Annotated in this window: 20 protein-coding genes; 9 read left to right on the top strand and 11 right to left on the bottom strand. The window is 71.6% G+C overall.

The annotated features are described in order from the left end of the window. Positions 1-120 precede the first annotated feature (120 nt). Positions 121-1,518, bottom strand: a complete 1,398-nt coding sequence (locus tag Drose_RS31685; RefSeq protein WP_260722692.1) for an IS4 family transposase — start codon at positions 1,516-1,518, stop codon at positions 121-123. 234 nt (positions 1,519-1,752) lie between these two features. On the opposite strand from Drose_RS31685, the gene Drose_RS31680 reads away from it, so the two are divergent. Further along, entirely contained in the window at positions 1,753-1,902 is a 150-nt protein-coding gene (locus Drose_RS31680) for a hypothetical protein (protein ID WP_260724935.1), read from the top strand. A 75-nt stretch (positions 1,903-1,977) separates the two neighbouring features. On the opposite strand, the gene Drose_RS31675 is transcribed toward Drose_RS31680, so the two are convergent. Together Drose_RS31675 and Drose_RS31670 are read right to left on the bottom strand one after the other, a co-directional pair. After that, positions 1,978-2,613 (bottom strand): response regulator transcription factor, encoded by a 636-nt coding sequence (locus tag Drose_RS31675; protein WP_260724934.1) that lies wholly within the window; start codon positions 2,611-2,613, stop codon positions 1,978-1,980. A gap of 229 nt (positions 2,614-2,842) precedes the next feature. Further along, entirely contained in the window at positions 2,843-3,847 is a 1,005-nt protein-coding gene (locus Drose_RS31670; RefSeq protein ID WP_260724933.1) for a HAMP domain-containing histidine kinase, read from the bottom strand. Between the two features lie 108 nt (positions 3,848-3,955). On the opposite strand from Drose_RS31670, the gene Drose_RS31665 reads away from it, so the two are divergent. The 4 genes from Drose_RS31665 to Drose_RS31650 all read left to right on the top strand — a co-directional run bounded on the left by Drose_RS31665 (position 3,956) and on the right by Drose_RS31650 (position 9,142). Further along, a complete protein-coding gene (locus tag Drose_RS31665) occupies positions 3,956-5,866 on the top strand; it encodes a sensor histidine kinase (RefSeq protein ID WP_260724932.1) in 1,911 nt (636 codons plus the stop codon). Beyond that, on the top strand, positions 5,863-6,570 hold the full coding sequence (locus Drose_RS31660; RefSeq protein ID WP_260724931.1) for a response regulator transcription factor: 708 nt from the start codon (positions 5,863-5,865) through the stop codon (positions 6,568-6,570). The genes Drose_RS31665 and Drose_RS31660 overlap by 4 nt, the downstream gene beginning before the upstream one ends. Positions 6,571-6,662: 92 nt before the next feature. After that, on the top strand, positions 6,663-7,391 hold the full coding sequence (locus Drose_RS31655; RefSeq protein WP_260724930.1) for a hydrolase: 729 nt from the start codon (positions 6,663-6,665) through the stop codon (positions 7,389-7,391). Positions 7,392-7,474: 83 nt separating this feature from the next. Further along, entirely contained in the window at positions 7,475-9,142 is a 1,668-nt protein-coding gene (locus Drose_RS31650; RefSeq protein ID WP_260724929.1) for an ATP-binding protein, read from the top strand. On the opposite strand, the gene Drose_RS31645 is transcribed toward Drose_RS31650, so the two are convergent. The 6 genes from Drose_RS31645 to Drose_RS31620 all read right to left on the bottom strand — a co-directional run bounded on the left by Drose_RS31645 (position 9,102) and on the right by Drose_RS31620 (position 16,855). Further along, the gene (locus tag Drose_RS31645) at positions 9,102-10,598 is read right to left on the bottom strand and encodes a glycosyltransferase family 2 protein (RefSeq protein ID WP_260724928.1); all 1,497 of its coding nucleotides are present in this window, start codon (positions 10,596-10,598) and stop codon (positions 9,102-9,104) included. The two genes, Drose_RS31650 and Drose_RS31645, sit on opposite strands and share 41 nt — an antisense overlap. After that, positions 10,595-11,722: a HEAT repeat domain-containing protein gene (locus Drose_RS31640; RefSeq protein WP_260724927.1), complete on the bottom strand. Its 1,128-nt coding sequence runs from the start codon at positions 11,720-11,722 to the stop codon at positions 10,595-10,597. The genes Drose_RS31645 and Drose_RS31640 overlap by 4 nt, the downstream gene beginning before the upstream one ends. Continuing rightward, positions 11,719-12,093 carry a response regulator transcription factor gene (locus Drose_RS31635; protein WP_260724926.1) on the bottom strand — a complete coding sequence of 125 codons (375 nt, stop codon included), beginning with the start codon at positions 12,091-12,093 and terminating at the stop codon, positions 11,719-11,721. Before Drose_RS31635 ends, Drose_RS31640 begins: the two co-directional genes overlap by 4 nt. Positions 12,094-12,336: 243 nt before the next feature. After that, positions 12,337-13,011, bottom strand: a complete 675-nt coding sequence (locus Drose_RS31630) for an SRPBCC family protein (RefSeq protein ID WP_260724925.1) — start codon at positions 13,009-13,011, stop codon at positions 12,337-12,339. Between the two features lie 154 nt (positions 13,012-13,165). Next, positions 13,166-14,761, bottom strand: coding sequence for a S8 family peptidase (locus tag Drose_RS31625; RefSeq protein WP_390891462.1), 1,596 nt, complete (start codon positions 14,759-14,761; stop codon positions 13,166-13,168). 453 nt (positions 14,762-15,214) lie between these two features. Then, entirely contained in the window at positions 15,215-16,855 is a 1,641-nt protein-coding gene (locus Drose_RS31620; protein WP_260724923.1) for a CBM96 family carbohydrate-binding protein, read from the bottom strand. A gap of 444 nt (positions 16,856-17,299) precedes the next feature. On the opposite strand from Drose_RS31620, the gene Drose_RS31615 reads away from it, so the two are divergent. Next, entirely contained in the window at positions 17,300-17,530 is a 231-nt protein-coding gene (locus Drose_RS31615) for a DUF7455 domain-containing protein (RefSeq protein WP_260724922.1), read from the top strand. A 104-nt stretch (positions 17,531-17,634) separates the two neighbouring features. Continuing rightward, entirely contained in the window at positions 17,635-19,155 is a 1,521-nt protein-coding gene (locus tag Drose_RS31610; RefSeq protein WP_260724921.1) for a putative bifunctional diguanylate cyclase/phosphodiesterase, read from the top strand. Here the strand turns inward: Drose_RS31610 and Drose_RS31605 are convergent. Then, positions 19,117-20,604 carry a GGDEF domain-containing protein gene (locus Drose_RS31605; protein ID WP_260724920.1) on the bottom strand — a complete coding sequence of 496 codons (1,488 nt, stop codon included), beginning with the start codon at positions 20,602-20,604 and terminating at the stop codon, positions 19,117-19,119. The genes Drose_RS31610 and Drose_RS31605 overlap by 39 nt on opposite strands. Before the next feature lie 198 nt (positions 20,605-20,802). On the opposite strand from Drose_RS31605, the gene Drose_RS31600 reads away from it, so the two are divergent. Together Drose_RS31600 and Drose_RS31595 are read left to right on the top strand one after the other, a co-directional pair. Continuing rightward, complete coding sequence (locus Drose_RS31600) at positions 20,803-21,036, top strand: hypothetical protein (RefSeq protein WP_260724919.1); 234 nt, start codon at positions 20,803-20,805, stop codon at positions 21,034-21,036. Between the two features lie 47 nt (positions 21,037-21,083). After that, the gene (locus Drose_RS31595) at positions 21,084-22,613 is read left to right on the top strand and encodes an ATP-dependent DNA ligase (RefSeq protein WP_260724918.1); all 1,530 of its coding nucleotides are present in this window, start codon (positions 21,084-21,086) and stop codon (positions 22,611-22,613) included. Here the strand turns inward: Drose_RS31595 and Drose_RS31590 are convergent. Beyond that, complete coding sequence (locus Drose_RS31590) at positions 22,595-23,455, bottom strand: SURF1 family cytochrome oxidase biogenesis protein (RefSeq protein ID WP_260724917.1); 861 nt, start codon at positions 23,453-23,455, stop codon at positions 22,595-22,597. The genes Drose_RS31595 and Drose_RS31590 overlap by 19 nt on opposite strands. Positions 23,456-23,522 lie beyond the last annotated feature (67 nt).

Genomic DNA, 23,522 nt, shown 5'->3' with positions numbered 1-23,522 from the left:
CCCGGAGGGGTGACTTTCCGCAAATGCGCCCGAGACGCCATGGTGCGCAGGATTCCCCTGACCGGACGGTCGACACCTGTACCGCAACCGGCTGTCGGGTGATCATCCAAGACCGGGAAGTTAAGCCGCTGGGGCTGTTGTCAATGGGCTGGTTGATGTGCCGATAGCGATGGCGATGTCGGTGATCCGGTGGATGATCTTCGGGGTTTTCAGGTTCTTGTAGGCGTAACGGGAGATCGGCCGTTTCACCACACGTGGGCTGATCCGGGCGCGTCGGGCCGGTAGCAGGTCAGCCAGCACAGCACGACCGATCGCACCGACCAGGTCGACCGCGATAGTGATCACCCCGACAGCGCGGATGGTCAGATCGCGGGCGGTCTGCACGGCGATGGTGAAGCTGGCCCGGTCCGGGTCGGCCCCGGTGGTGTCCGTGGCCCAGGTCATCGTCTGCCGCAGCGCCTGATAGACGGTCAGCAGTGCGTAGAGTTCCTGATCGACGCCGTCCGGAGTGGTCGAACGCAGCACCCGCCCAGCCAGCAGGGTGTGCTTGATCGCCAGGAAGGTCGACTCGACCTCCCACCGCTCGTGGTAGAGCTCGATCAGCGCCCCGGCCGGATAGCGGCGCTCGTCGGTGAGGGTAGTGACCAGCCGCCAGACACCGGTACGGGTCGAACCATCCGCACAGGACAGCGTGACGACCGCCTCGACCACCCGAACCCGCACCCCAGCCACCACACTGGCGTAGGAACCGTCACCAAGACGGTCCAGCACCGGCAGCTTGCGACTGGACTTGACCCGCAGCAACAACCCCGCCCCAGCGGCGGTGACCTTCGTCATGAACATGTTGGTGTCATAGCCACGGTCGGCCAGCAGCAGCATTCCCGGCCGCAGCAGACCCAGCAACCCCACGGCATAACTGGTCTCACCACTCTCACCGCCCACGCCGGTACCGAACACCGCACCGAACACCGCCCGAGTCCCGGTCTCCACCAACGCCACCACCCGCACCAGCGGATACCCCGGCTCACCGGCACGGGCCATCCGCTTGCCGTACACCGCCCGATTCGCCGGCGAATCCGGCACATTCACCGTGGACCCGTCGATCGCCACCGTACGCAGCCCCCGCCACCACGCCCCGACCGTGTCGCGACCCGCCACCGGCCCGGCCAGAGTCTGGAACAACCGCCGCAGCGGCGGCACCCCCACCCGCCGCCGCGCCTGCGCCAACCCCGACGACGACGGACACACCCCCAACCCGGCCACCACACCCAACCCACCGACCAACGCTCCCCACACCCGCCGATACGACAACGAGCCGAACAACCCCAACCCCAACAGCCAATACACCACCACCCGCGACGGCAACCGCCGCACCCGCCGCTGCACCCGCCCCGTCTCGGCCAACACCGCATCCACCAACTCCACCGGCACAGCCCGGGTCAACTCACCCAGATGCCCCGCCGCGAACACCCCCACCGGCACCGACCCGACCCCGGCAATGACAGACTCCTCCGACAACGGGACTCCCCCCACAGGCTGATCTTGATCGACTGCCTGTTCTACCGGAGTCCCGTTGCCTTATCACCCCACCACACCGCAACCACACACCCTTGACAGCAACCCTCACGACTTAACTTCCCGGTCTTGGGTGATCATCCGCCGGGTCGACACCCGTGCGCGACAGACCTGGCAGCTACTTGAAGTCATGATGTGACTACCAAAAGTCACCCGTGCCGTGAAGGAGTATCCCCGATGACGAACCTGCTCGCGAAGCTGCGCGCCCGCTCGCTCAGCGGCGACCGAGGTGCCGCCACCGTGGAGTACGGTCTCGGGGCCGTCCTTGCCGGGATGACGGTGGTCGCCGCGCTCACCCTGTTCGGCGGTGACGCGTCGACGTGGTGACCGAGCGGAGCCGCACCAAACGCGACAGCGCGGCCCGGCGGAAGTCGCCGGACCGCGCCGAGGCGGAGCGCCGTCTCAGGCGGCGTCCACCGAGACCAGCAGCCCCTGGTTGACGGCGGCCATGAGCGCCTGCGAGCGATTGTTCACGCGCAGCTTGCTGTACAGGCGGGAGACGTACGTCTTGACCGTGGCCTCGGAGACGGACAGGCGCTGGGCGATGGCCGGCAGGCTGAGCCCGTCGCGCATCAGCGACAGCACCTCCTGCTCGCGCTGGCTCAGCAGGCCGGACTGCCCGCGGCGGCGGGGCAGCGCCGAGGACAGGCCGGGCGCGGTGAACGAGTGGGGCGCGACGGCGGCGTGCCGGATCGCGGCGAGGACGGACGAGATCGGCGCCGCCTTGGTGACGTAGGCGGACAGGCCGGCGTCGAGCGCCCGGTAGAGCAGGTTGTCGTCGCTGACCGCGCTCAGCAGCACGACGCCGAGGTCCGGGCTGCCGGCACGGAGGCGGCGGGCCAGGCTGATGCCGTCGGTGTCGGCCAGCGACGCGTCGATCGTGACCACGTCGGCCTTCGCCTCGGCGACGACACGTTCGGCGTCGGCGGCGTTGCCGGCCTCGCCGACGAGCGTGATGTCGGGGACGGTGGCCACGACACGGTTGAGACCGAGCCGGAGCAGTACATGTTCGTCGACGGCGACCAGCCGGATCGTCATCTGGGCTCCTTGCCGATGGGGTGTGCCGTGGCCTGCACGTTTACGGGAAATCGTTGCCCGACAAGCGTCGCAGCCGGGTCGGCGGAGCGGCAGATGCTGCACTGGAGCTGCGCTCGTCGGCACCCGAGCTGCACCGGAGGACAAGCGGACACCGGTGGACAGCGGCGGACACCGGTGGACACCGGTTGGGCGGCGGCCGGCGCCGTTCGCCAGATGCCGGGCCTGCCCGTCACGCGTCCGGGAGCGTGACGCGGACCGTGACGCCGTGCCGGTCGACCGCCGTGGCCATGGCGCCGCCGTGGCGGGCGGCGATCTCCCGGCCGAGCATGAGCGCGAGCGCGCCGGTGCGGTGCTCGCCGGGGTGCTCGGGGTGCGGGATGCGCATCGACAGCAGGCGCTCGGCGGTGAGCGCGACGGCCGTCCGGGCGGCGACCCGGATCGTCCACCGTCCCGGTTCGTGGTACGCCTCGACGGACACCGGACGGTCGGTGTCGTCGACGATCGCCGCGACCGCGACGGCGGTGTGGAAGAGCTGCTGCAGCAGGGCGTCGTCACCGCGCAGCTCCGGGCCCGGACCGACCACGGCCTCCGTGCTCAGCGAGGTCAGCAGCGCGGTCAGGTCGACCGGCGCCCGCTCCAGCGGCGTCTCGGCGGTCTCTAGCTGGGTGAGCAGCATCAGGTCGGCGACGAGGAGTTGCATGCGCTCGGCGTTGCGGCGGATGACGCCGAGCGCGGACTGCCGGTCGGTCGGGTCCAGCGCGACCACGTCGTCGCCGGCCTCGAGCATCGTGGCGAACGTGATGATCGACGTCAGCGGCGTGCGCAGCTCGTGGGAGGCGACCCGGATGAACTCGGTGCGCAGGTCCGACAGCTCGGTCAGCAGCCGGTGGCGCTCCTGGAGGTCGTGGTCCGCGGTGGCCCGCTCCGCCCGCAGGAACAGCTCGAGGTCGGGCGGTGTCCGCTCGGCGAGCTGCTGGACCAGGCCGTGCCCGTCCTGGAGCGTGAGCGAGATCCGCAGCTCGTGCCCGTCCCGGTGCACGGCCGGCACGTCGAACGCGGTGCCGGGCGGGACCGCGACGTCGCGCAGGCGCGCCGGGAGGATCAGCTCGGTGAACCGGCTGCCGAGCGCGCGCTGTCGTTCGTAACCGAACAGCTTCGCCGCCTCCGAGGGCCACGAGCAGACGACGCCGCGATCGTCGATCGCTATGTCAACCGGTCCGCCACTGATGAGCACCTGCTCGGTCCTCCGGAAACGTTACAGGACATGTCATTACATTGCGTAGGATATGCGTGTACCGACAGTAAGCGTCAAATGTCGCAAAGGCTGCCGGTGAGGAGAGCTTTGCGTGGAGAAACCGACCGCCTGGTCGACACGAGCCTGATCGAAGGCGCCGTGGTCGACCTGGTGGTCCGTGCGGCGAACGCGGCCACCGTGGTGGACGCGCAGCGGCTCGTGGCCGAGCTGCGCGGCTTCTCGGGGGTGCGCACCGCGGGCATCGTCCCCGCGCTCGCCCCGGTCCTCGGCGACCTCGACCTTCTGGAGCGGCTGCCGGTCGGTCCCGCGCAGTGGGGCCAAGAGCTGCGGGTCGAGTTCAGTGCCGCGCCCGCCCGTGCGGAGCTGCTCCCCGCCGCGAGTGAGATCGCCGCCGCCGCCGACCGGGCGCTCGCGCAGCCGTGCCACGCGGTGCCGCCACCGCCGATGCTCGGCTCTCCGCTGGCGTGGGCGATCACCACCGGCGCGCGGGCGATGATCCTCCTCGTCGACCCGGCCCGGGGCTGGAGCGCGCTGTCCGACTCGTTCACCACCGTGCTGGGCTACGACCGGCACAGCCCGCCCGACTTCCGCGTCCTCGACCTGATCCACCCCGACGACCGGCCCGCGGCCGTCGGCATGTTCCTCTCCTGCTGCACCGGCCGCCACCCGGAGCGGACCGTGGATCTGCGGGTCTGCACGGTCCACGGCCGGTGGCGCACGATCGAGGTCGCCGCCCGCAGCTTCGTCGAAGACGCCCAGGTCGGCGCCGTCGTCTTCTTCGGGCTCGACGTCACGCGGCAGCGGGAGACCGAGCGCGCCGCCCGGGTCGAGCAGCAGCGCCTGGCACGGTTGGTCGAGACGATGGGCGACGGGCTGCTGATGCTCGACGCCGAGGGCCGGGTCAGCCTCGCCAACCGCGCCGCGCACCGCCTGCTCGACACCGGGATGCTCGACGTCAGCCCGGAGCACGACCCCGACGACCCGGCGCCGTTCGACTGGTCCGCGGTCATCGCCCGATCCCTCGCGCGGCTCGGCCCCGACACCGCCCGGGTGGACCGGTTGCGCCAAGGCTTCCGCAGCCGCCGCGCGGTCGTGGGGGAGGAGCTCGCCTTCGAGGACGGCCGTGTCCTGGAGCTCGACCTGGTCCCGGTCACCTGCCCCGGCGAGGCGGACGGCGGCACGCTCATCCACCTGCGGGACGTCACCGCTCGGGTGGCGGTGCGGCGCGGGCTGGAGGAGCGCAGCCGCGGGCTTGAGGAACGCAACCAGGCGCTGGCCGAGGCGACCGCCATGAACAACGAGTTCGTCGCGACGGTCGCGCACGAGCTGCGCGGCCCGCTGTCGTCGGTGGTGGCCTTCTCGCACCTGCTCGGCGACGCCACCAGCGGCGCACTCTCCGAGGACCAGCGCACGTACCTCGACGTGATCGACCGCAACGCCAACCGCCTGCTGCGGCTCATCGAGGACCTGTTGCTGCTGTCCCGGCTGGAGGCGCGCACCCTGCAGCTCAAGCCGGTGCCGACCCGGCTGCCGGAGCTGCTGGCGGCGGCCGTCACCGAGCGCATCCCGGCGGCGCTGGCGGCCGGCCTCGAGCTGACCCTCGACTGCGCCGACGGGCCGGATCTCGTCTGTGACGACACCCGCGTCCACCAGGTCGTCGACAACCTGGTGAGCAACGCGGTCAAGTTCACGCCGAGCGGCGGCCGGGTGACCGTGCGGGCCGGTCCGGCCGACGACGGCTGGACGATCGCCGTGGCCGACTCGGGCGTCGGGATCCCCGCCGCCGACCTGCCACGGCTCTTCAGCGCCTTCTTCCGCGGCTCGAACGTGACGGCCGCCGTCGGGCGCCAGGTGATGCCCGGCACCGGGCTGGGGTTGGTCGTGAGCCGGGCCATCGTCGAACTGCACGGCGGCAGCATCAGCGTTGCCAGTACTGAAGGGGTCGGCACGACGGTCACGCTGTCGTTGCCCACGCGACCGGCACGGAATGGGGGATGATCGTGAGCCGACTTCTTGTCGTCGAGGACGATCCGGATATCGCCATGGCACTGCGTCTGCTGCTCACACGGGCCGGCCATCAGGTCGCGCACGCGAAGGACGGCCGCAGCGGCTTGCGCGACGCGTACACCGAGCGCCCGGAGTTGGTGATCCTCGACATCGGCCTGCCCGGGATGGACGGCTGGCAGGTCCTGGAGCGGCTCCGCGACGTCAGTGACGTCCCGGTGCTGCTGCTCACCGCGCACGGACAGGAGTCGGACAAGGTGCGGGGACTGCGGGGCGGTGCCGACGACTACCTCACCAAGCCGTTCACCAACGCCGAGCTGGTGGCGCGGGTCGAGGCACTGCTGCGACGCAGCGCGGGCCCGGCGTCGTGGGCCGACGAGGTCTACGACGACGGCGTGCTGCGCATCGACCCGGCGGCGCGGCGCACGTTCGTCGCCGGCGACGAGGTTCGGCTGACGCCCACCGAGTTCCGGTTGCTCAACGTCCTCGTGCGGCACGCCGGCGCGGTGCTGTCGCCCAACCAACTGCTCGCGCAGGCGTGGGACGACCCGACCGGGATCGGGCCGGAGCGGGTCAAGTTCGCGGTGCTGCGGCTGCGGCGCAAGCTCGGGTGGACCGATCCGGACGCGTCACCGATCGAGTCGGTGCGCGGCTTCGGCTACCGCTACCGCCGCCCGGTCATGGAGCGCGCTGAATAAACCAACTGGCACCCAGGCGGGACCGCCGAGGAGGACCGACGCTCGGCACTCTGAGACGCGTCCCGCCCACCAGTACCAGAAATGAGCGCCAGATGATCGACCTCTCCGTCGACGGCCACGTCCACACCGCGTTCTCGTCGGGCCGTGACAGCGTCAGCGTCCTCGTCGCCGCCGCTGAGCAGGCCGGCCTGACGGAGGTCACGTTCGCGGATCGCGTCGGCCCGGACACGAGCTGGCTCCCGCCGTATCTCGCCTCGATCCAGCGGGCGCAGCAGCGCACCGACGTGGTGTTGCGCCGCGGCGTCGAGGTGGAGGCGATCGGCATCGACGGCTGGCTCGCCTTCCCGTCCGACCTCAACGGGCTCGAGGTCATCTCCGTCGGCATCGACCGCCTGCCGTTGCCCGCCGGGCTGCTCAGCCCGGACGCGGTCCGCGGTCTCATCGACAACGGCACGATGCGCGCCCTCGACGTGATCGACCAGGTCGTCGCCGTCACCGGGCTCGCCGTCGAGCGGGTCTCCCGCTACGCGCCGACCCGTCTCGCCCGGCCCCTGGACTTCCTGGCCCGCGCCGGCATCGACGAGTCGGCGGTGCCGGACGCGTCGATCGCCGAACTGGTCGAGGCGTGCCGCGTCAACGGCACCGTCATCGAGATCAGCGAGCGGCACCGCCTGCCCGGCCGGCGGCTGGTCCAGGCCTGTGTCGAGGGCGGCGTGCGGCTCGTCCCCGCCAGCGACGCGGTCCGCGCCGGTGAGGTCGGTGTCTACCGGTACGTGCGGGAGATCGTCACCGCCGTGGCCAACACTCCTGCCGCCGCGTAACCGCCGTGCTGCCCGACCCGCCGTCGTTCCCCCGAAACGGGGTAACGGCGGCGGGTCGGACCTTTAGCATCAATGTTGTGCCGATGGATCGTGGACTCGTCGCCGTCTCGCTGTTGCAGGAGGCGACCCGGATCGCGAACGAGGCCGACCACATCATCGACGCCGGGCTCCCGGTGATCCGGGCGGTGTGCGAGGCGACCGGCTGGCAGGCCGGGCACATGTGGCTTCCGCACGAGAACGACCCGCGGCTCTTCGTCTCCACCGGCGTGTGGCACGAGGACCGGCCCGGCGAGTTCGCCGCGCTGCGCGAGGTCAGCGACAACCGCGTCTTGGCGCAGGGCGAGGGCGTCGTCGGCGAGGCGGCCCGCACCGGGCAGCCGGTCTGGATCCCCGACGCCGCCACCGGCGCACGGTTCCTGCGCGGCCCGGTCGAGGGCGTCGGCGCGGCCGTCGCCTTCCCCGTCACCGCCGGTGGGCTCACGGTCGCGGTCCTCGAGTTCTTCATGCACGAGCCGGCCGACCCCGACCCCGGCCTGCTGGAGATCATGGCGGACGTCGGCACGCAGCTCGGCCGGGTCGCCGACCGCATGACCGCCCGGCAGGCGCTGCTGTTCGGCGCGCAGCGGCTCGAACGGATCCTCGACAGTTGCGTCGAGGCATTCGTCACGATGGACGACGGCGGCCGGATCACCGGCTGGAACGCCGCGGCCGAGAAGGTCTTCGGCCTGTCCAGGGAGGAGGCGATCGGCCGGTCACTCGCCGACACGATCGTGCCCCCGCGCTTCCGCGAGGCTCACCACCTCGGCGTCGGCCGCTTCCTGACGACGGGTGAGAAGCGGGTCCTCGACAACCGCATCGAGATCTCCGCCTGGCACGCCAACGGCTACGAGTTCCCGGTGGAGCTCGCCACCTGGGCCGTGCGCGACCCGATGCTCGGCTGGACGTTCAACGCCTTCGTGCACGACATCACCGACCGCAAGCGCACCGAGGACGCCTTGCGCCAGGCGTACGAGCACGAGCGCGAGGCGGTGTCCCGGCTGCGCGAGCTCGACGTGGCGAAGAGCGACTTCGTGGCGACCGTGTCGCACGAGTTCCGCACGCCGCTGACCAACGTCATCGGGCACCTGGAGGTCCTCACGTCCGGCGACGCCGGCGAGCTCAACGCGGCGCAGTCGCGCATGCTCGAGGTCGTCGGCCGCAACGCCGACCGGCTGCGCGCGCTGATCGAGGACCTGCTGACCATCTCGAAGGTGGAGGCCGGTGTCTTCGACCTGGAGCCGTGCGAGACCGGCGTGCACGAGGTGCTGTCCGCCGCCTACGCCGCCGTCGAGCCGCGTGCCAAGCGCCGCGGTCACCGGCTGGTGCTGGCCGTCGAGGGGCAGCTCGGCACCGTCGAGGCCGACCGCGAGCAGTTGGAGCGGGCGCTGGTCAACCTGCTGGTCAACGGTGTCAACTTCACGCCCGAGGGCGGTCTCGTCGAGTTGACCGCCCGCGCCGCCGGCGACCACGTCGAGATCACCGTGCGGGACAACGGCGTCGGCATCGACCCCCAGGAACAGCCACAACTGTTCACCCGGTTCTTCCGCGGCACGTTCGCGGTGCGCGAAGCCGTGCAGGGCGCCGGACTCGGCCTGGCCATCACCAAGACGATCGTCGAGGGTCACGGCGGCGAGATCTCGGTCGACAGCGCCCCCGGTGCGGGCACGACGTTCACGATCCGGATTCCGCGCGAGCGCCCTCTCTGGCTGTGACCGGCTCCTCCAGCCGCGGCGGCTCCGGCGTCAGTACGGTCTGGAAGCCCGTCCGCGTCATCGTGCCCCAGTCGTGGCGGCCGCCGCGGATCGCCGCCCATATGCCCATGGTCCGCCAGACCGCCGTCAGTTGCCGATAGCCGACGTTCTCCAGCACGGCGGCGAGCACCGACGCGACCAGGTCCGTCCACCGCTGGTACCGGTGGAACGAATACTCCTCCACGGCCAGCGCGACGAGGTTGAGCACGAGCGCGTAGCCGTAGGCCACCGCGACGAAGACGAGCGCGAAGCCGGCGTCGACCGCCCCGAAGTACAGCCCGAGCGGCACCAGGATCACGCCGGCCAGCTCGACGACCGGGGCGAGCAGCTCGAAGAGCACGTAGTAGGGCAGGGCGACGAGGCCGATCCGCCCGTACCGCGGGTTCAGGATCATGCCGCGGTGCTTGGTCAGGATCTCGGTGATGCCCCGGTGCCAGCGGCGACGCTGTTTGCTCAGCACCTTCGGCGTGCTCGGCGCCTCGCTCCACGACACCGGCTCGGCGACGAAGACGATGCGGTAGTCGCGCTTCTGCCGGCGCAGGTGCCGGTGCAGCCGCACGACGAGCTCCGCGTCCTCGCCGATGCAGTCGTGGTCGAGGCCGCCGACCTCGACGAGCAGGTCGCGGCGGAAGATGCCGAAGGCGCCGGAGATGATGAGCAGCCCGCCGAGGCGCGACCAGCCGGTGCGGCCGAGCAGGAACGCCCGCAGGTACTCGACGACCTGCACCCGGGCCAGCCAGTTGCGGGGCATCCGCACGTCGACGATGCGGCCCGCGACCACCGTGCAGCCGTTCGCGACGCGGATGACCCCGCCGGACGCGACGGTGCGGACCGGGTCGTCCGAGAAGGGCTTCGCCACCGACAGCAGCGCCTGCGGGTCGAGGATCGAGTCGGCGTCGACCATGCACACGAGCGGGTACTGGGCGACGTTGATGCCGGTGTTGACCGCGTCGGTCTTGCCGCCGTTCTCCTTGCGCACGACCACGAGCGGGTCGGGGCGGTCCTTCGGCACGTGCACCGAGAGGATCCGGCCGCGGGTCGGGGTCGCGTCGGGTACGACCCGCGGCACCTCGACAAGACCGAACTCCTCCCGGAGTCGCTCGAAGGTGTCGTCGGACGAGCCGTCGTCGACGACGATGACCTCGAAGACCGGGTACCGCAGGGCGAGCATCGCCTGGACCGACTGGACGATGCCGGCGGACTCGTTGTACGCGGGCACGAGGACCGAGACCGGCTCGGTGAGCGGGCTGCGGTACGTCTCCTCGTGGCCGGCGAACGGCACCCGGCGCAGATGGTGCACGAACTCCACGCCGGCGAGCCCGATCAACACGAGGTAGCTCGAGTTGATGACGAGGAAATACGTCAGGATGAAGATGTCGGCCAGTCGCAGCAGCTCGCGGACCCAGTCGGTGATCATGGCGCCGTCTGCCTGCGGTGATCGTCGAGCTCGGCCGCGGCGAGCGCCTCGCGGGCGTGCGCGGCGCTGAGCATCACCTCGGGATCGGGCTCGTGGTCCTCGGCGCTGTGCCGCGGGTGGACGTGTGCGCGGTGCTCGGCGGCGACCAGGGCCGCCCGCCCGGCGTTGCCCAGGCGCAGCAGGGACCGGGCGGCGTTGTGCGCGACGGCGTAGTCCGGGTCGGCCAGCAGTGCCGTCAGCGCTTGGGCGGCGGTGACCGCGCCGAGTTCGCCGAGCGCCCTGGCGGCCTCCGCCCGCAGCACCGCGGGGCGGTCCGGATCGAGCGAGTCGAGCAGCGGGGACAGCGCCGTGCGGGTGCCCAGGCGGCCCAGCGTGCGTGCCGCGCGGACCCGCACGTCGATCGACGGGTCGGCGCGCAGCGCGCTCTCCACCCGGACCGTCGCACCGACCGCACCGACCAGGCCGAGCACCTCGGCGGCGGTCGCACGGACCGGTGCGCGCGGGTCGTCGAGCGCGGCCAGCAACGCGGCCTGCGCGCCCGAGCCGAGGCGGGTCAGGGCGGTCGCCACCACCTGCGCGGGCACCGTCCGGCGGCTGGCGAGCGCGGCGAGCAACGGCTGGGTGGCGCCCGGATCGCCGATCCGGCCGAGAGACCGTGCCGCGACCACCCGCACGTCGGGGTCGGAATCGGCGAGCAGGTCGCACAGCGGCAGCAGCGCGTCCTTGCGGCCCAGGTTACCGAGCACCTCGGCGGCCTGCGCCCGGGCGACGGGGTCGCGGCGGCGAAGCTGGCTCCGGGCCCGCCAGGCGGCGCCGCGGCGCTCGAAGACGTCGACCAGAGTGGCGTGCGCCTCGCCGCGGACCTTGCCGAGCAGGGCCACCGCGTTCGGCTCCACCGCGAGCCAGACGTCGTCGGGCAGGCGCACCAGTTCCTCGATCTGCTCGGGGTCGTCGTCGCCGGCGGCGATGGCCAGCAGCAGTTGCCGGGCGGGCCGGGCCAGCCGGGCGCGGCGCGCCTCGCGGGTCCGGCGGACACCGCGACCGCCGACGATGAGTCCACCCAGCACCACGACTGCGACGAGCATGACGATCAGCGCCACGAACGCGGCGCCGGCGAGGGTCACGTGCGCATGCGGGCCAGGACCGCCTCGACCCGGCTCACCAACTCCCGCGGGCTGAAGGGTTTGACGATGTAGTCGTCGGCGCCGGCGCCGAAGCCGACCTCGACGTCGCCCTCCTGAGCACGGGCGGTGAGCAGGATGATGGGCAGGCCCTTGGTGGCGTGGTCCTGCCGGAGCTGCCGGCAGACGTCGATCCCCGACATGCCGGGCATCATGACGTCGAGGACCACGAGGTCCGGCGGGTTCTCGGTGGCGGCGGTGAGCGCGGCGATCCCGTTGTCGACCGCCACCACGTCGTAGCCTGACTGCTCAAGCTTGAAGGCGACGAGGTCCCTGATGTCCATGTCGTCGTCGGCGACCAGGATCGCGGTCATCGTCCCCTCGCTCGTCTAGGCCACTCAGACTCTCATAATATGCGCACGAAACCAATATTCCCGGCATTCCGCCCACCTCGCCGCCCACCCTTACCCACCCACCCACCCACCCCTCCCTCCGCGTCGATCTTGCAGTTGTGGCGCCTGGGTTGCCCGGATATTTCGGATAAGTCGGAACCACAACTGCAAGATCGACGCGGAGGTGGTTGCCCGGCCCGGTCCAGCAGCCACCATCGCGGCGGGTCAGTACGTGTCGTGCTGCTGCGCCTGGCGGGTGCGGGCGTTGCGCTCCATGCTGTGGTGCATCGGGCCGAGGTTGCCGCCGGCCGGCACGCCCGGGTTGGGTCGCTCGTTCGTCGCGTGGGTCAGCCCGGACGCGGACGCGATGCCACGTGCGATGGACGCGGCCGTCGGCTTGTCCCGGTCGCCGCCGATCGTGCCCGCCGCCGAGGTCTGCTGCGCGGCGGCCGGGATGTCCTTGGTCGGCGCGTTGCTCATACGCGTCGCACCCTCTTCGCAGAAACGCTTGAAGCCCTTCAGGTCCGCCTTCAGGCGGCGGTTCAGTACCTCCGCCGCATGCTCCTCCGCCGGCATGAGTTCCCGGGCGTCGATCTGCAACTCCGCGATGATCCGCGTCATGCCGTCGGCCATCGGCTCCAGCCGGAGCGCCTCGCTCACCTGCGGGCCGTCCATCGCCTCCCAGCAGAGGAACTCGCCGGGGCGGGCCTCGGTGATCCGCGCATCGAACTCGGCCCGGCTGCCGCCGATGTCGAGCACCATGTGGGCGGTCGACTCGTCGATCGGGGCCATGCTCATCACGCCGGACATGAACCGCGGGTAGTTCTCGAAGTGGGCGAGCTGCTCGTATGCGATCCGTGCGGGGACCGCCACCTCGATGGACTCTCTGGCAGTGCTCATGGTCGTCCCCTTTGCAAGGTCGGCTCGATGATGACCCACACCGTACCGACGGGTACGTCCGAGTTGAGACCGATTCGCGGTTTTGGTCGGTTGCTTTCCACGCTACAGCGCCCCGAGCCGGGCGACTCGGGGCGCTGTAGGCGAAATCGGCGGGTCAGACCGTCAGGGTCCAGCTATCCAGGGTGCCGGTGTCACCGGCGAAGACATCCTTGACCTGGAGGGTCCACGTGCCGTTGCGGGCCTCGGTCGACAGGTCGACCGTGTAGGTCGCGTTGAGGTTCGTCACGTTGTCGCCGGAGGTCGAGCTCTTCAGCTTGTACGCGCTGCCGTCCGGGGCGATCAGGTCGACGCGGAGGTCACCGCGGTCGGCGTGGCGGACGGCGACCTTCACGGTCGAGGTCTTCGCGGCGTTGCCGGTGCAGTTGGCGACGACGACCTTGCTGGTGACGGTGGCGCGGTCGGCGATGGCGACGTCGGTGCCGTTGGTGACCGCGCCGCAAGGGGCCGGCGTGGTCGGGGTGGCCGGGTCGGTGGGGGCGGGCGCCGGGGTCACGGTGCCGCCGGTGTTGAACGAGCCGGTGTAGAGCAGCTTGTTCGGCGAGCCGGAGCCGGGGCTCTTCACCGCGCCGCTGACCGCGCCGTTGACGAGGGCGTCACGGACCTCGGCCGGGGTGGCGGCCGGGTGCGCGGCGAGGTACAGCGCGGCGGCGCCGGCGACGTGCGGGGTCGCCATCGAGGTGCCGGACATCTTCTGCGTGCCGGTGTTGGAGCTGTTGGCGCTGGACGTGATGTTCACGCCGGGGGCGAAGATGTCGAGGCAGCCGCCGAAGTTCGAGAAGCTGGCGCGGGTGTCCTTGGTGTCGGTCGCGCCGACGGTGATCGCCTCCGGCAGGCGGGCCGGGGACTTGCCGCAGGCGTTGGCGGAGTCGTTGCCACCGGCCACCGCGTACGTGATGCCGGCCGCGATCGAGCGCTTGACGGCGTTGTCCAGGGTGGTGCCGGCCGAGCCGCCGAGGCTCATGTTGGCGACCGCGGGCTTGACGGCGTTCTTGGTGACCCAGTCGACGCCGGCGATGATCTGCGAGTACGACCCGTTGCCCTTGCAGTCGAGCACCCGCACGCCGACGAGCTTCACGTCCTTGGCGACACCGTACGTGGCGCCGCCGACGGTGCCGGCGACGTGGGTGCCGTGGCCCTGGCAGTCGGACGCGTCGGCGTCGTTGTCGACGAAGTCGTAGCCGGACCTGGCGCGGCCGCCGAACTCGGTGTGCGTGAAGCGGATGCCGGTGTCGATGATGTACGCCGTCACGTTGCTCGCCGGGCCGTACGTGTACGAGCCGTTGAGCGGCAGCGCCTGCTGGTCGATGCGGTCCAGGCCCCAGGTCGCGTTCGCCTGAGTCGCCTCGACGGAGACCACGCGGTCCTGCTCGACGTAGGCGACGGCCGGGTCGGCGGCGAGCCGGCGGGCGGCGGTGGCGCTCATCTGACCGGAGAAACCGCGCACCGCGTTGTCGTATCGGGCGCGGACCTTGCCGCCGACCTTGCCGGCGAGCGCGTCCGAGCTGACCGACGATCCGTCCTTGAGCACGACGATGTACCGGTCGTGCAGCGCACCCGCGACGCCGGCGCCCTGCACGACGCCCTCGGCCGGGGCGGCGGAGCCGGCGGCGGCGAAGGAGAAGGCGGCGGCCGCGGCGGCGGCGGGGGTGAAGACGAGGCCGGTGACGGCGCGACGGGCGGTGTTCTTCATCATTATGTCTGCATCCCTTGCGGTAGCTGGCATTTCTGATCGCTTGCAGAACCAAGGTTCGAGCGCGTGAGTGGCGCATCCAGAACCCACGCGGTAGCAGCGCAGTTGCGCCGCCCCCGCGCGGTCGGCACCGCCCCCGCGCCCCCGCGCGGGCGGCACCGCACCGGACCCCGCGCGGGCACCGCCGCACCGCCCCCGCGCCCCCGCGCGGGCGGCACCGCCCCCGCCCCCCGGCCCCGCGCGGGCGGCACCGCCCCCGCTCCCCGCGTTGATCTTGCAGTTGTGGTGCCTGACAAACCGGGCATCGTGGGAGTGTCGCGGCACCACAAGTGCAAGATCAACGCGGAGGGCGGAGGAAGGGGCGGAGGGTGGGGGGAGGGGAGAAGAGGGGAATGGCGAAGGCCGTCTGGACCTAGTCCAGACGGCCTTCGCTCACCGGGGGGAACCGGGGTGTCAGATCTTTACGGTGAACCGCGGGTCGGCGGCGATCTTCTGGAAGCCGGCGAGCGCCTCCGGGGTGTCGTCCATGCGGATGTCGTGCCCGTTCTGGTCCTTCGCGGTCTCGAAGTACACCATGCCCTTGATCTGCGGCATCATGGCCAACTGCGGCAGCACGGTGGCGTACACGTCGGCCTTGTTCTTGCCCACGACGGTCGGCGACGAGTCGTACACGCCCCACTCGGCGACCATGATCGGCTTGCTCGGGTGGTTGGTGGTGGCCCAGGTGTACCAGCCCGGGAACTTCGCCTTGTCCGTGGTGCGGTTCATCATGTAGTTGAAGTCGCCGTAGTGGAAGCCGCCGGGCTGCGCGTTGTTGTAGGTGTCCACGCCGACCCAGTCCACGACGTCGTCACCCGGGTAGAGGTCGCCCCACCACGTCGAGTTGTTCCACTTCTCGTAGTTCATGTAGGCGACCACGAAAACGGCGTTGTCCACTCCGTTGGCCCTCATCCGCAGCGCGGTGTGACGGAACATCGCGGCGTAGTCCTTGGCGGTCATGCCGGATCCGGCGGTCGGGTTCACGTCGTTCTCGGGCTCGTGGTGCAGCACCATGAAGAACTTCTTGGTGTAGTTGGTCTTCAGGTAGTTGGAGAGCCGGTCGATGCGGGCGTCCTGGTCGCCGGCGGCGACGTTGGCCCACTTCGTTCCGTAGGCGACCTTCCAGTTCAGCATCAGCACGCGCGGGTTGGCCGGGTCGTTGGTCATGGCGATCTCGCTCTTGGTCGGGAAGAGCTCGTCACCCTTGTGGTACGTGTGGTAGACGGTCGACGTACGGCCGGTCTTGCGCTCGAACGTCTTCAGCGCCTCGTCCCGCGGCACGTCGGAGAAGCCGCCGGCCGCCGCGCCCCACAGCACGCCGCAGCTCGGCACCAGCTTGGCGTCGACGGTGCAGTCGCCCGGAGGGGTCCCGGTCGGCTCGGTCGCCGGGCTGGTCGGGGTCGCCGGGCTGGTCGGGCTGGTCGGGCTGGTCGGGGTGGCCGGGCTGGTCGGGGTGGCCGGCGCGGTGGTCGCCGGCGTCGTCGGCTTGGTGGTGGTCGGTCGCAGCACCGTCAGCGCGAGCGTCGGCTGGCCGGCGGTCGCCTCCGCGGAGCGGAACCGGGCCGGGCTGTTGGCGACGGTCGAGGTGACCGCGAAGGTGTACGTCCCGGCGCCCTTGACCACCGAGCTGACGTCGAACGTCACCGACGTGGCGCCGCTCTTCGGCTTCACGGTCGTGACGACCGAGCCGACCTTCGGCTTGTTCTTGCCGGTCAGGCCCTTCTCGGTCCACGCCGTGTCGGCGACCTTGCTCAGCGAGATCGAGGCGGGGAAGGTGCGGGACTCGCGGTTCAGGGTCACCTGGGCGCCCTTGACCTTGACCCCGGTGCCCGGGTCGGTGACCTTGAACTTCAGGTAGGTCACCATCGTGTCGCCGCCCTGGCGGCCGGCGACCAGCGTGTCCGAGGCGCCGAAGTTGTAGGTCGGGCGGCTGCTCGAGCTGTAGCCGTCCTCCGCCGCGCCCGTGCGGACGACGTCGGTCGTCTCAGCGCCGGCGTTGCCGGTGAAGACGGCGGTGCCGACTCCGGCTCCAATGGCGAGTGCGGCGATCGGCATCAATGTACGGGCATGGCGGCGAATCATCGATACGGGCCCTTCCGTGGCGGCGAAATCCTCGTGGAGCGGCTTTCCGTCCGGCGGTGTCATCCGGACCTCCACAAGATTCGGCAGCCGGGGTTACGCCCGCGGTTCGCCGCAAGTTGCCGTTGGGGTGCCCGCGCCCCGGACCGACTGTCCACAGTGGATTCGTCACGCTCGGCCGGCGCTCAGTGGCTGTCCGCCGGAAGGCTGGTGTCGAAATGTTGCCGAGCGGGTAAGTGAAGTGCCCCGGCGACGCATCAGACGAACGGACAGACTCGGCAACCCAAGTGTGACCCAAACCCAACGCTTCTGAACTAGGCGCTCAAATCAGGCGAACGTAGTGTTAGCGAGGTAAGCCGTAACACCCGGAAATGCCATATTTCAGCGAGCACCCCGCCAATTCGACTCGAGGAGACTGTGATGACCCCGATGCTGATCTCGCGCCCGGCCGTTCATGTCGTCCCCGAGCTGGTGGGGGAGCGGTGTGATAGCTGCGGCGCTGCCGCCAGGGCGACGGTGACCTTCGGGACCTCCGGTGAGCTGTCCTTCTGTGGCCACCACGCGAACCGCTACGCCGACCGCATCGCCGCGACCGCCGACAAGGTCGTGGTCGAGGCCGGCTTCGACTGGCGGGGTGGCGCCGAGGGCTGAGCGCCCCGAGACGGTGACGAAAGGCGGGTTCCCGACGGGGCCCGCCTTTCGCGTGTTGTCCGTTATCTACCGAAAATTGGATATTCGGTAGATAGCATCATGGCGTGCGTCGCAAGCCGAGTCCCAGTCCGCGCAGGTCAACCCTGCCGGGCGGACCGAGCCTGCTGATCGACGCCGGCGCCGTGCTCGCGGTGGGAGTCTTCGCGGCGGTACCGGCAATGCTCCGGCAGTTCTCGTCGCTGCACGCCGGCGCCGTGGCACTCGGTGCGGCGGCCCTCGCCGTCCTCCTCGCCCGGCGCCGGTCGCAGCGCCTGGCCCGCTCCCTGGCCCGTTCGTCCGCCCGCCGCAAGGGCCTGGAGCAGGAGCTGCGCCACCGCGCCACGCGGGATCCGGTGACGGGCCTGGCGAACCGGGCCCTGCTCACCGCCCACCTGCGCGACCTGCGGCCCGGCGTCACCGTCGCGCTGCTGGACCTCGACGGGTTCAAGGAGGTCAACGACGCGCTCGGGCATCCCGCCGGGGACGCGTTGCTCGTCCAGGTGGCGGACCGTCTGCGGGCCGCGCTGCCGGACGCCGACCTCGTCGCCCGGCTCGGCGACGACGAGTTCGCGGTGCTCTGGCGGGCCGGCGCTCCGGAAGGCGCGGCCGAGCGGGCCACGGGGCAACTGCGCCCGGCGTACCAGGTGGCCGGCCGTCAGGTGCATCTCACCGCCAGCGTGGGCCTCGTGACGGTCGCGGAGCAGCGCACCTCCGCCGAGGTGCTGCGCGACGCGGACCTGGCGCTCGACGCGGCGAAACACGGCGGGAAGGACCGGATCGTCCGGTTCGACGCGCCGCTGCGCACCGCCGCCGACCGGTACCGGGAACTGGCCGCTGGCCTGCGCCGGGCGCTGCGCGACGGCGAGTTCACGCTGCACTACCAGCCCGTGGTCCGGCTGGCCGACGGCAGGATCACCGCCGCCGAGGCGCTGCTGCGCTGGAACCCGCCGGACGGCGATCCGGTGCCGCCGGGCGTCTTCGTCCCGGTCGCGGAGGCGACCGGCTTGATCGTGCCGATCGGCTGGTGGGTCCTGGGCCGTGCGTGCGCGGAGGCCCGGGAGTGGCACGAGCGCGAGGGCGTCAGCGTCACCGTCAACGTGGCCGCGCACCAGTTGCGCGAGCCCGACTTCGTCGACCGGGTGCGGCAGGCGCTGGCCGAGAGCGGGCTGCCGCCGGCGGCGCTGGTGCTCGAACTCACCGAGTCGACACTGGTCGCCGACGCCGAGTCGACGGCGCGGCTCGACGTGCTGCGCGAGCAGGGCGTGCGGATCGCGATCGACGACTTCGGGACCGGGTACTCGTCGCTGGCCTACCTCGTCCACCTGCCGGTCGACGTGCTGAAGATCGACCGGACGTTCCTCGCGACCGCCGTCGACACCCCGCTCATGCGGGCGATCCTCCAGCTCGCCGACGGCCTGGAGCTCCAGACCGTGGCCGAGGGCGTGGAGACCGAGGCGCAGGCCGCGACGCTGCGCACGCTGGGCTGCTCCTACGCACAGGGCTACCTGTTCTCCCGGCCGGTGCCCCCGGCCGAACTGGCCGCCTTGCTAGGCCGCCTCGAACTCGGAGCGGCGCGAGCGGGGTAGGTGGACCGGACGGGCCGGGGCGCGCCGCGCGGCGACGACCCGGTCGCGGCCGTCCCGCTTCGCCGCGTAGAGCGCGCGGTCGGCGAGCTGGACCAGTTCGCCGGGCTCCGTCGTGTCGTCCGGCAGCACCGCGGTACCGACGGAAACCGTGACGCGGCGGTGAACGCCGTCGCCGACGTCGACCGTGCCGCCCGCCACGATGTGGCGCACCCGCTCGGCCAGGGCCGCCACCTCCGCCTCCCCGGCGCCGGGCACGAGGACGGCGAACTCCTCACCGCCGTACCGCGCCACCATGTCGCCCGCCCGTGCGGCCGCACGCAGGCGGCGGGCCACGTCGCGCAGCACCCGGTCACCGGCGGCGTGCCCGTGCTCGTCGTTGATCGCCTTGAAGTGGTCGATGTCGAGCAGGACCACACCGAAGCCCCGATGCCGCCGGCGGCCGGCCTCGGCGCGCAACTGCTCCTCGAACGCCCGGCGGGTCGACAGGTCGGTCAGCCCGTCGGTCACCGCGATGTGGTACTGCGCCGCGACCATGCCGGCCATCCGCCCCAGGACGAGCAGGAACAGCAGGGCGCAGGTGATCGCGATCACCGGCACGTCGCTGACGTCGCCCTGGAGGTACCGCAGCAACAGGACGGCGGGCGCGAGCAGCGATGCCCCGGCGAGGACGGCGAGCCGCGCGGCGGTCGTGCGGGTGGTGTGTGCCGGCGCCGGCGCGTCGATCCGGTTCATCGACGGGTGGAGCACGGCGCCGCCGAGCAGCGCGTAGGTCACGAGCCACAGGACGCACGACCATACGTTGGCCCGCGAGAGGGTGGCGGCGACGTCGGCGCCCAGCGTCGTCAGAAGGCTCGCCAGGAGCAGGAGATACGAGGGTGTACGGGCACCGCCGCCGAGCAGGATGCGCAGGCCGAGGACGAGGACGAGCAGGTCGCCGACCGGATAGGCGACGGTCACGAGCCGCGCCGCCGGGCTCAGGCCCTCGTCCGCCGTCAGCGGGCCGATGAGGTACACCCACGACACGAGGCCGGCGCTGACCGCGATGATGCCGGCGTCGATCAGCGTCGGGGTGTGCCGGCCCGGCGTCCGGCGCCGTACGAAGGCCACGAGGGCGCCGACGAGGAGGGGGTACTGCACGAGGTAGAAGGCGTCGGCGGCGGTCGGCGACGCCGGGCCGGCGTGCGACGCGTACGCGATGGCGTAGAGCGCGTCACCGATCGTGTAGGCGACCTGGCCGGCGCCGAGCAGGTACCAGCCGAGCCGGCCGGGCGGCCGCCTGCGGTGCGTGACGACGAGGACGGTCACCGCGGTGAGCGCGGACAGACCGGTGTAGAGGGCGCCGGCCAGCACCGGCACGGCGCCGGTGACCTGCAGGATCGCGACGCCGATGGCGGTGAGCAGCCCGAGCGCGACGAAGGTCGCCCATCGATGCTTACTCACTGTAGTCACGTGTTCTATTTTCCGTCATGAAGTCGCGTTTGCCGTCCACCAGTCGGGCTTTTGTCGTGCGTCGGGGGTCATTCCACCCGTCGTGTCACCCGGTGTCGTTCGGCTGTCGCCCGTCCGATCTCACCCTGTCCGCAACCCGGCGGACACCGTGGTGCTCCGGCCGCAGAGTGTGCTGATGGCAGGCGAAAGGAGCAGGCCATGACGCCACAGTTGCTCGAACACGTCCGTGCCGAGGCGCTCTTCGTGTCCGACGTGCAGTCCTCCGAGCACGTCAGCGTGGACCGCATCCGCCGCGCGGTCATGATCAGCGTCCGGCGTCACGGCCCCCGAGGCTGTGCGGCCCTCGTGGCCCACGAGTTCGGCGAACACCCCGAGACGGCGGTCAGCCGGATGGGTTGGGTCCTCGATCAGGTGCGTCTGGCGTATCCCTGATCGATTCCCGACCGTTTTTGTCGGACCCTTCGTTCAGAATCCCGGGTATGCGGTTTCTGGAGTTGGCACAGGTGTCCGATGCGGTCGCCGCGGCCTCGGCGCGCAACGTCAAGATCGACCTTCTCGCCGCGGCGCTGCGCGATCTCGGCGCAACCGCTGACGAGCGCACGATCGCCGCCGGTGCCGCCCATCTCTCCGGCGAGCTGCGCCAGCGCACCACCGGCGTCGGCTACGCCGGCCTCCGCGACCTGCCCCCGCCCGCGGTCGAGCCCACCCTCACCGTCGCCGACGTCGACCTGGCGTTCGAGCGGATGTCCGCACTCTCCGGCAAGGGATCGCAGGCGTCCCGCAAGCAACTCGTCCGGGAGCTGTTCGGCGCCGCCACCGGTCCCGAGCGCCGGTTCCTGATCGGCGTCCTCAGCGGCGAGCTGCGCCAGGGCGCGCAGGCCGGGCTCCTGGGTGAGGCGCTCGCCAGAGCGGCTGGCCTCCCACCCGCGACCATCCGCCGCGCCCTGCTCCTGGCCGGCGACCTGAAGGCCGTCGCCGTCTCCGCGCTGATCGGCGGGGCACCCGCCCTGGAGCGCTATCAGTTGACGGTCGGCCGTCCGCTCGCGCCGATGCTCGCGCAGAGCGCGCAGAGCGCGTCGGAGGCCCTCGCCGCCACGGGCATCCCGGCGGCGGCCGACATCAAGATCGACGGGGTGCGCATCCAGGTCCACCGCGACGGCGCCGACGTGCGCGTGTTCAGCCGCAGTCTCGACGACCTCACCGCCCGCGTGCCGGGCCTTGTCGAGGTGGTGCGGGCGCTGCCGGTGGCGTCGGTCGTGCTCGACGGCGAGGCGGTCGGCGTCGACGAGGAGACCGGGCGCGCCATCCCGTTCCAGGAGACGTTCAGCCGGGCGGCCCGCCGCGACGGCGTGTCGGTGCTACGGCCGTTCTTCTTCGACATCCTGCATCTCGACGGCGTCGACCTCCTCGACGAGCCGGCGTCCGCGCGCTGGACGGCCCTTGAGCAGGCCGTCCCGCCGGATCTGCGGGTCGGGCGCACCATCCTCACCTCGCCGGAGGACGCCGAGGCCGCGTTCGCACGCGCGGTGCGGGAGGGCCACGAGGGCCTGGTGATCAAGTCGGCGTCGGCGCCCTATGACGTCGGCCGCCGTGGCGCCGCCTGGGTCAAGGTCAAGCCCCGGCACACGCTCGACCTGGTGGTGCTCGCCGTCGAGTGGGGCCACGGCCGCCGCAAGGGCTGGCTGTCCAACCTCCATCTGGGCGCCCGTGACCCGGAGACCGGCGGCTTCGTCATGCTCGGCAAGACGTTCAAGGGGATGACCGACGCGATGCTGCGCTGGCAGACCGAGCGGCTGCGCGAGCTGGCGGTCGAGGAGTCGGAATGGGTCGTCAAGGTGCGGCCCGAGCTGGTCGTGGAGATCGCCTTCGACGGGGTGCAGACGTCACCGCGCTATCCGGGCGGCATGGCGCTGCGGTTCGCGCGCGTGGTGCGGTATCGCGAGGACAAGCGCCCGGAGGAGGCCGACACGATCGAGGCGGTGCGGGCGATTCACCGGGGGGCGCGGTGAGGCACGCCCCCGCTGTTCACGCCGTCCCCGTCCCCGTCGCCGTCCGCGCCGTCCGCCTCGCCCTTCTCCCCGTCCTCGTCGGCGAGGAGGTCGCCGGACGCCGGGCCGCGCGCCTCACGCCGTGCCAGGTAGGCGAAGCCGAAGACGGCCAACGCGGCGAAGAGCCACCATTGCAGCACATAGCCGGCGTTCTGGAGCGCGTTCTCCTTCGCCGGCCGCACCGCGGTCAGCCCGGCGGGGGGTTCGTCCGCGGTCACGTAGGTGTCGAAGATCGGGTAGGGCAGCGTGGGCGCGATCGCGGCCGGCGTGATCCGGCGGATCTCCGAGCGGCCGTTGACCTCCTGCGGGACCCCGCCGCGGCTCTCCGGCGGGCGCAGCCGCCCGACCACCGTGGTGTCGCCGGTCGGCGCCGGCGGCACGGCCGGCGCGGCGAGCGCACCCCCGGGTGCCGGAGGCACCCAGCCGCGGTCCACCAGCACCGCCGTCCCGTCGGACAGCACCAGCGGCGTGATCACCTCGAACCCCACCCGGCCGTCGACGGTCCGGCCGCGCACGAGGATCTCCCGCGTGGGGTCGTAGTGCCCGGTGACGCGAACCCGGGTCCACTCGATGTCGCCCGGCGGGGCCGGGCCGACCGAGCCGGGGCCTTGCGTCGGCTTGCCGACAATCTCGGGGAGCGGGACCGGCGTCGCCGTGGCGCCCGCCGAGATTCGCTCGTTGATGGACGCGCGCTGATGGTATCGGTCGAGCTGCCAAAAACCGAGCAGGACCATGACGGCCGCCGCGGCCACCGTCAGCGCGGCATAGCCGAGCCATCGGGGCGTCGCGAGAAACCGGTACACACCGTGCACGGTATCCCGTGCGTTTCCGGACCGTCGCGGTGGCGCCCACCCGGTATCGTCCGGGACA

Source organism: Dactylosporangium roseum (genome assembly GCF_025264685.1).
In the GTDB taxonomy this organism is placed as follows: domain Bacteria; phylum Actinomycetota; class Actinomycetes; order Mycobacteriales; family Micromonosporaceae; genus Dactylosporangium; species Dactylosporangium roseum.
The sequence above is the reverse complement of the archived record's forward strand: the minus strand, read 5'-3'. Positions and strand labels throughout refer to the sequence as shown.

What these genes read in the sequence shown, in the direction of transcription:
- Drose_RS31680 (WP_260724935.1), top strand. Translation starts at nt 1,753, where the DNA reads ATGACGAACCTGCTCGCGAAGCTGCGCGCCCGCTCGCTCAGCGGCGAC.
- Drose_RS31675 (WP_260724934.1), bottom strand. Translation starts at nt 2,613, where the DNA reads ATGACGATCCGGCTGGTCGCCGTCGACGAACATGTACTGCTCCGGCTC.
- Drose_RS31660 (WP_260724931.1), top strand. Translation starts at nt 5,863, where the DNA reads ATGATCGTGAGCCGACTTCTTGTCGTCGAGGACGATCCGGATATCGCC.
- Drose_RS31655 (WP_260724930.1), top strand. Translation starts at nt 6,663, where the DNA reads ATGATCGACCTCTCCGTCGACGGCCACGTCCACACCGCGTTCTCGTCG.
- Drose_RS31650 (WP_260724929.1), top strand. Translation starts at nt 7,475, where the DNA reads ATGGATCGTGGACTCGTCGCCGTCTCGCTGTTGCAGGAGGCGACCCGG.
- Drose_RS31645 (WP_260724928.1), bottom strand. Translation starts at nt 10,598, where the DNA reads ATGATCACCGACTGGGTCCGCGAGCTGCTGCGACTGGCCGACATCTTC.
- Drose_RS31635 (WP_260724926.1), bottom strand. Translation starts at nt 12,093, where the DNA reads ATGACCGCGATCCTGGTCGCCGACGACGACATGGACATCAGGGACCTC.
- Drose_RS31630 (WP_260724925.1), bottom strand. Translation starts at nt 13,011, where the DNA reads ATGAGCACTGCCAGAGAGTCCATCGAGGTGGCGGTCCCCGCACGGATC.
- Drose_RS31625 (WP_390891462.1), bottom strand. Translation starts at nt 14,761, where the DNA reads ATGAAGAACACCGCCCGTCGCGCCGTCACCGGCCTCGTCTTCACCCCC.
- Drose_RS31620 (WP_260724923.1), bottom strand. Translation starts at nt 16,855, where the DNA reads ATGCCGATCGCCGCACTCGCCATTGGAGCCGGAGTCGGCACCGCCGTC.
- Drose_RS31615 (WP_260724922.1), top strand. Translation starts at nt 17,300, where the DNA reads ATGACCCCGATGCTGATCTCGCGCCCGGCCGTTCATGTCGTCCCCGAG.
- Drose_RS31600 (WP_260724919.1), top strand. Translation starts at nt 20,803, where the DNA reads ATGACGCCACAGTTGCTCGAACACGTCCGTGCCGAGGCGCTCTTCGTG.
- Drose_RS31595 (WP_260724918.1), top strand. Translation starts at nt 21,084, where the DNA reads ATGCGGTTTCTGGAGTTGGCACAGGTGTCCGATGCGGTCGCCGCGGCC.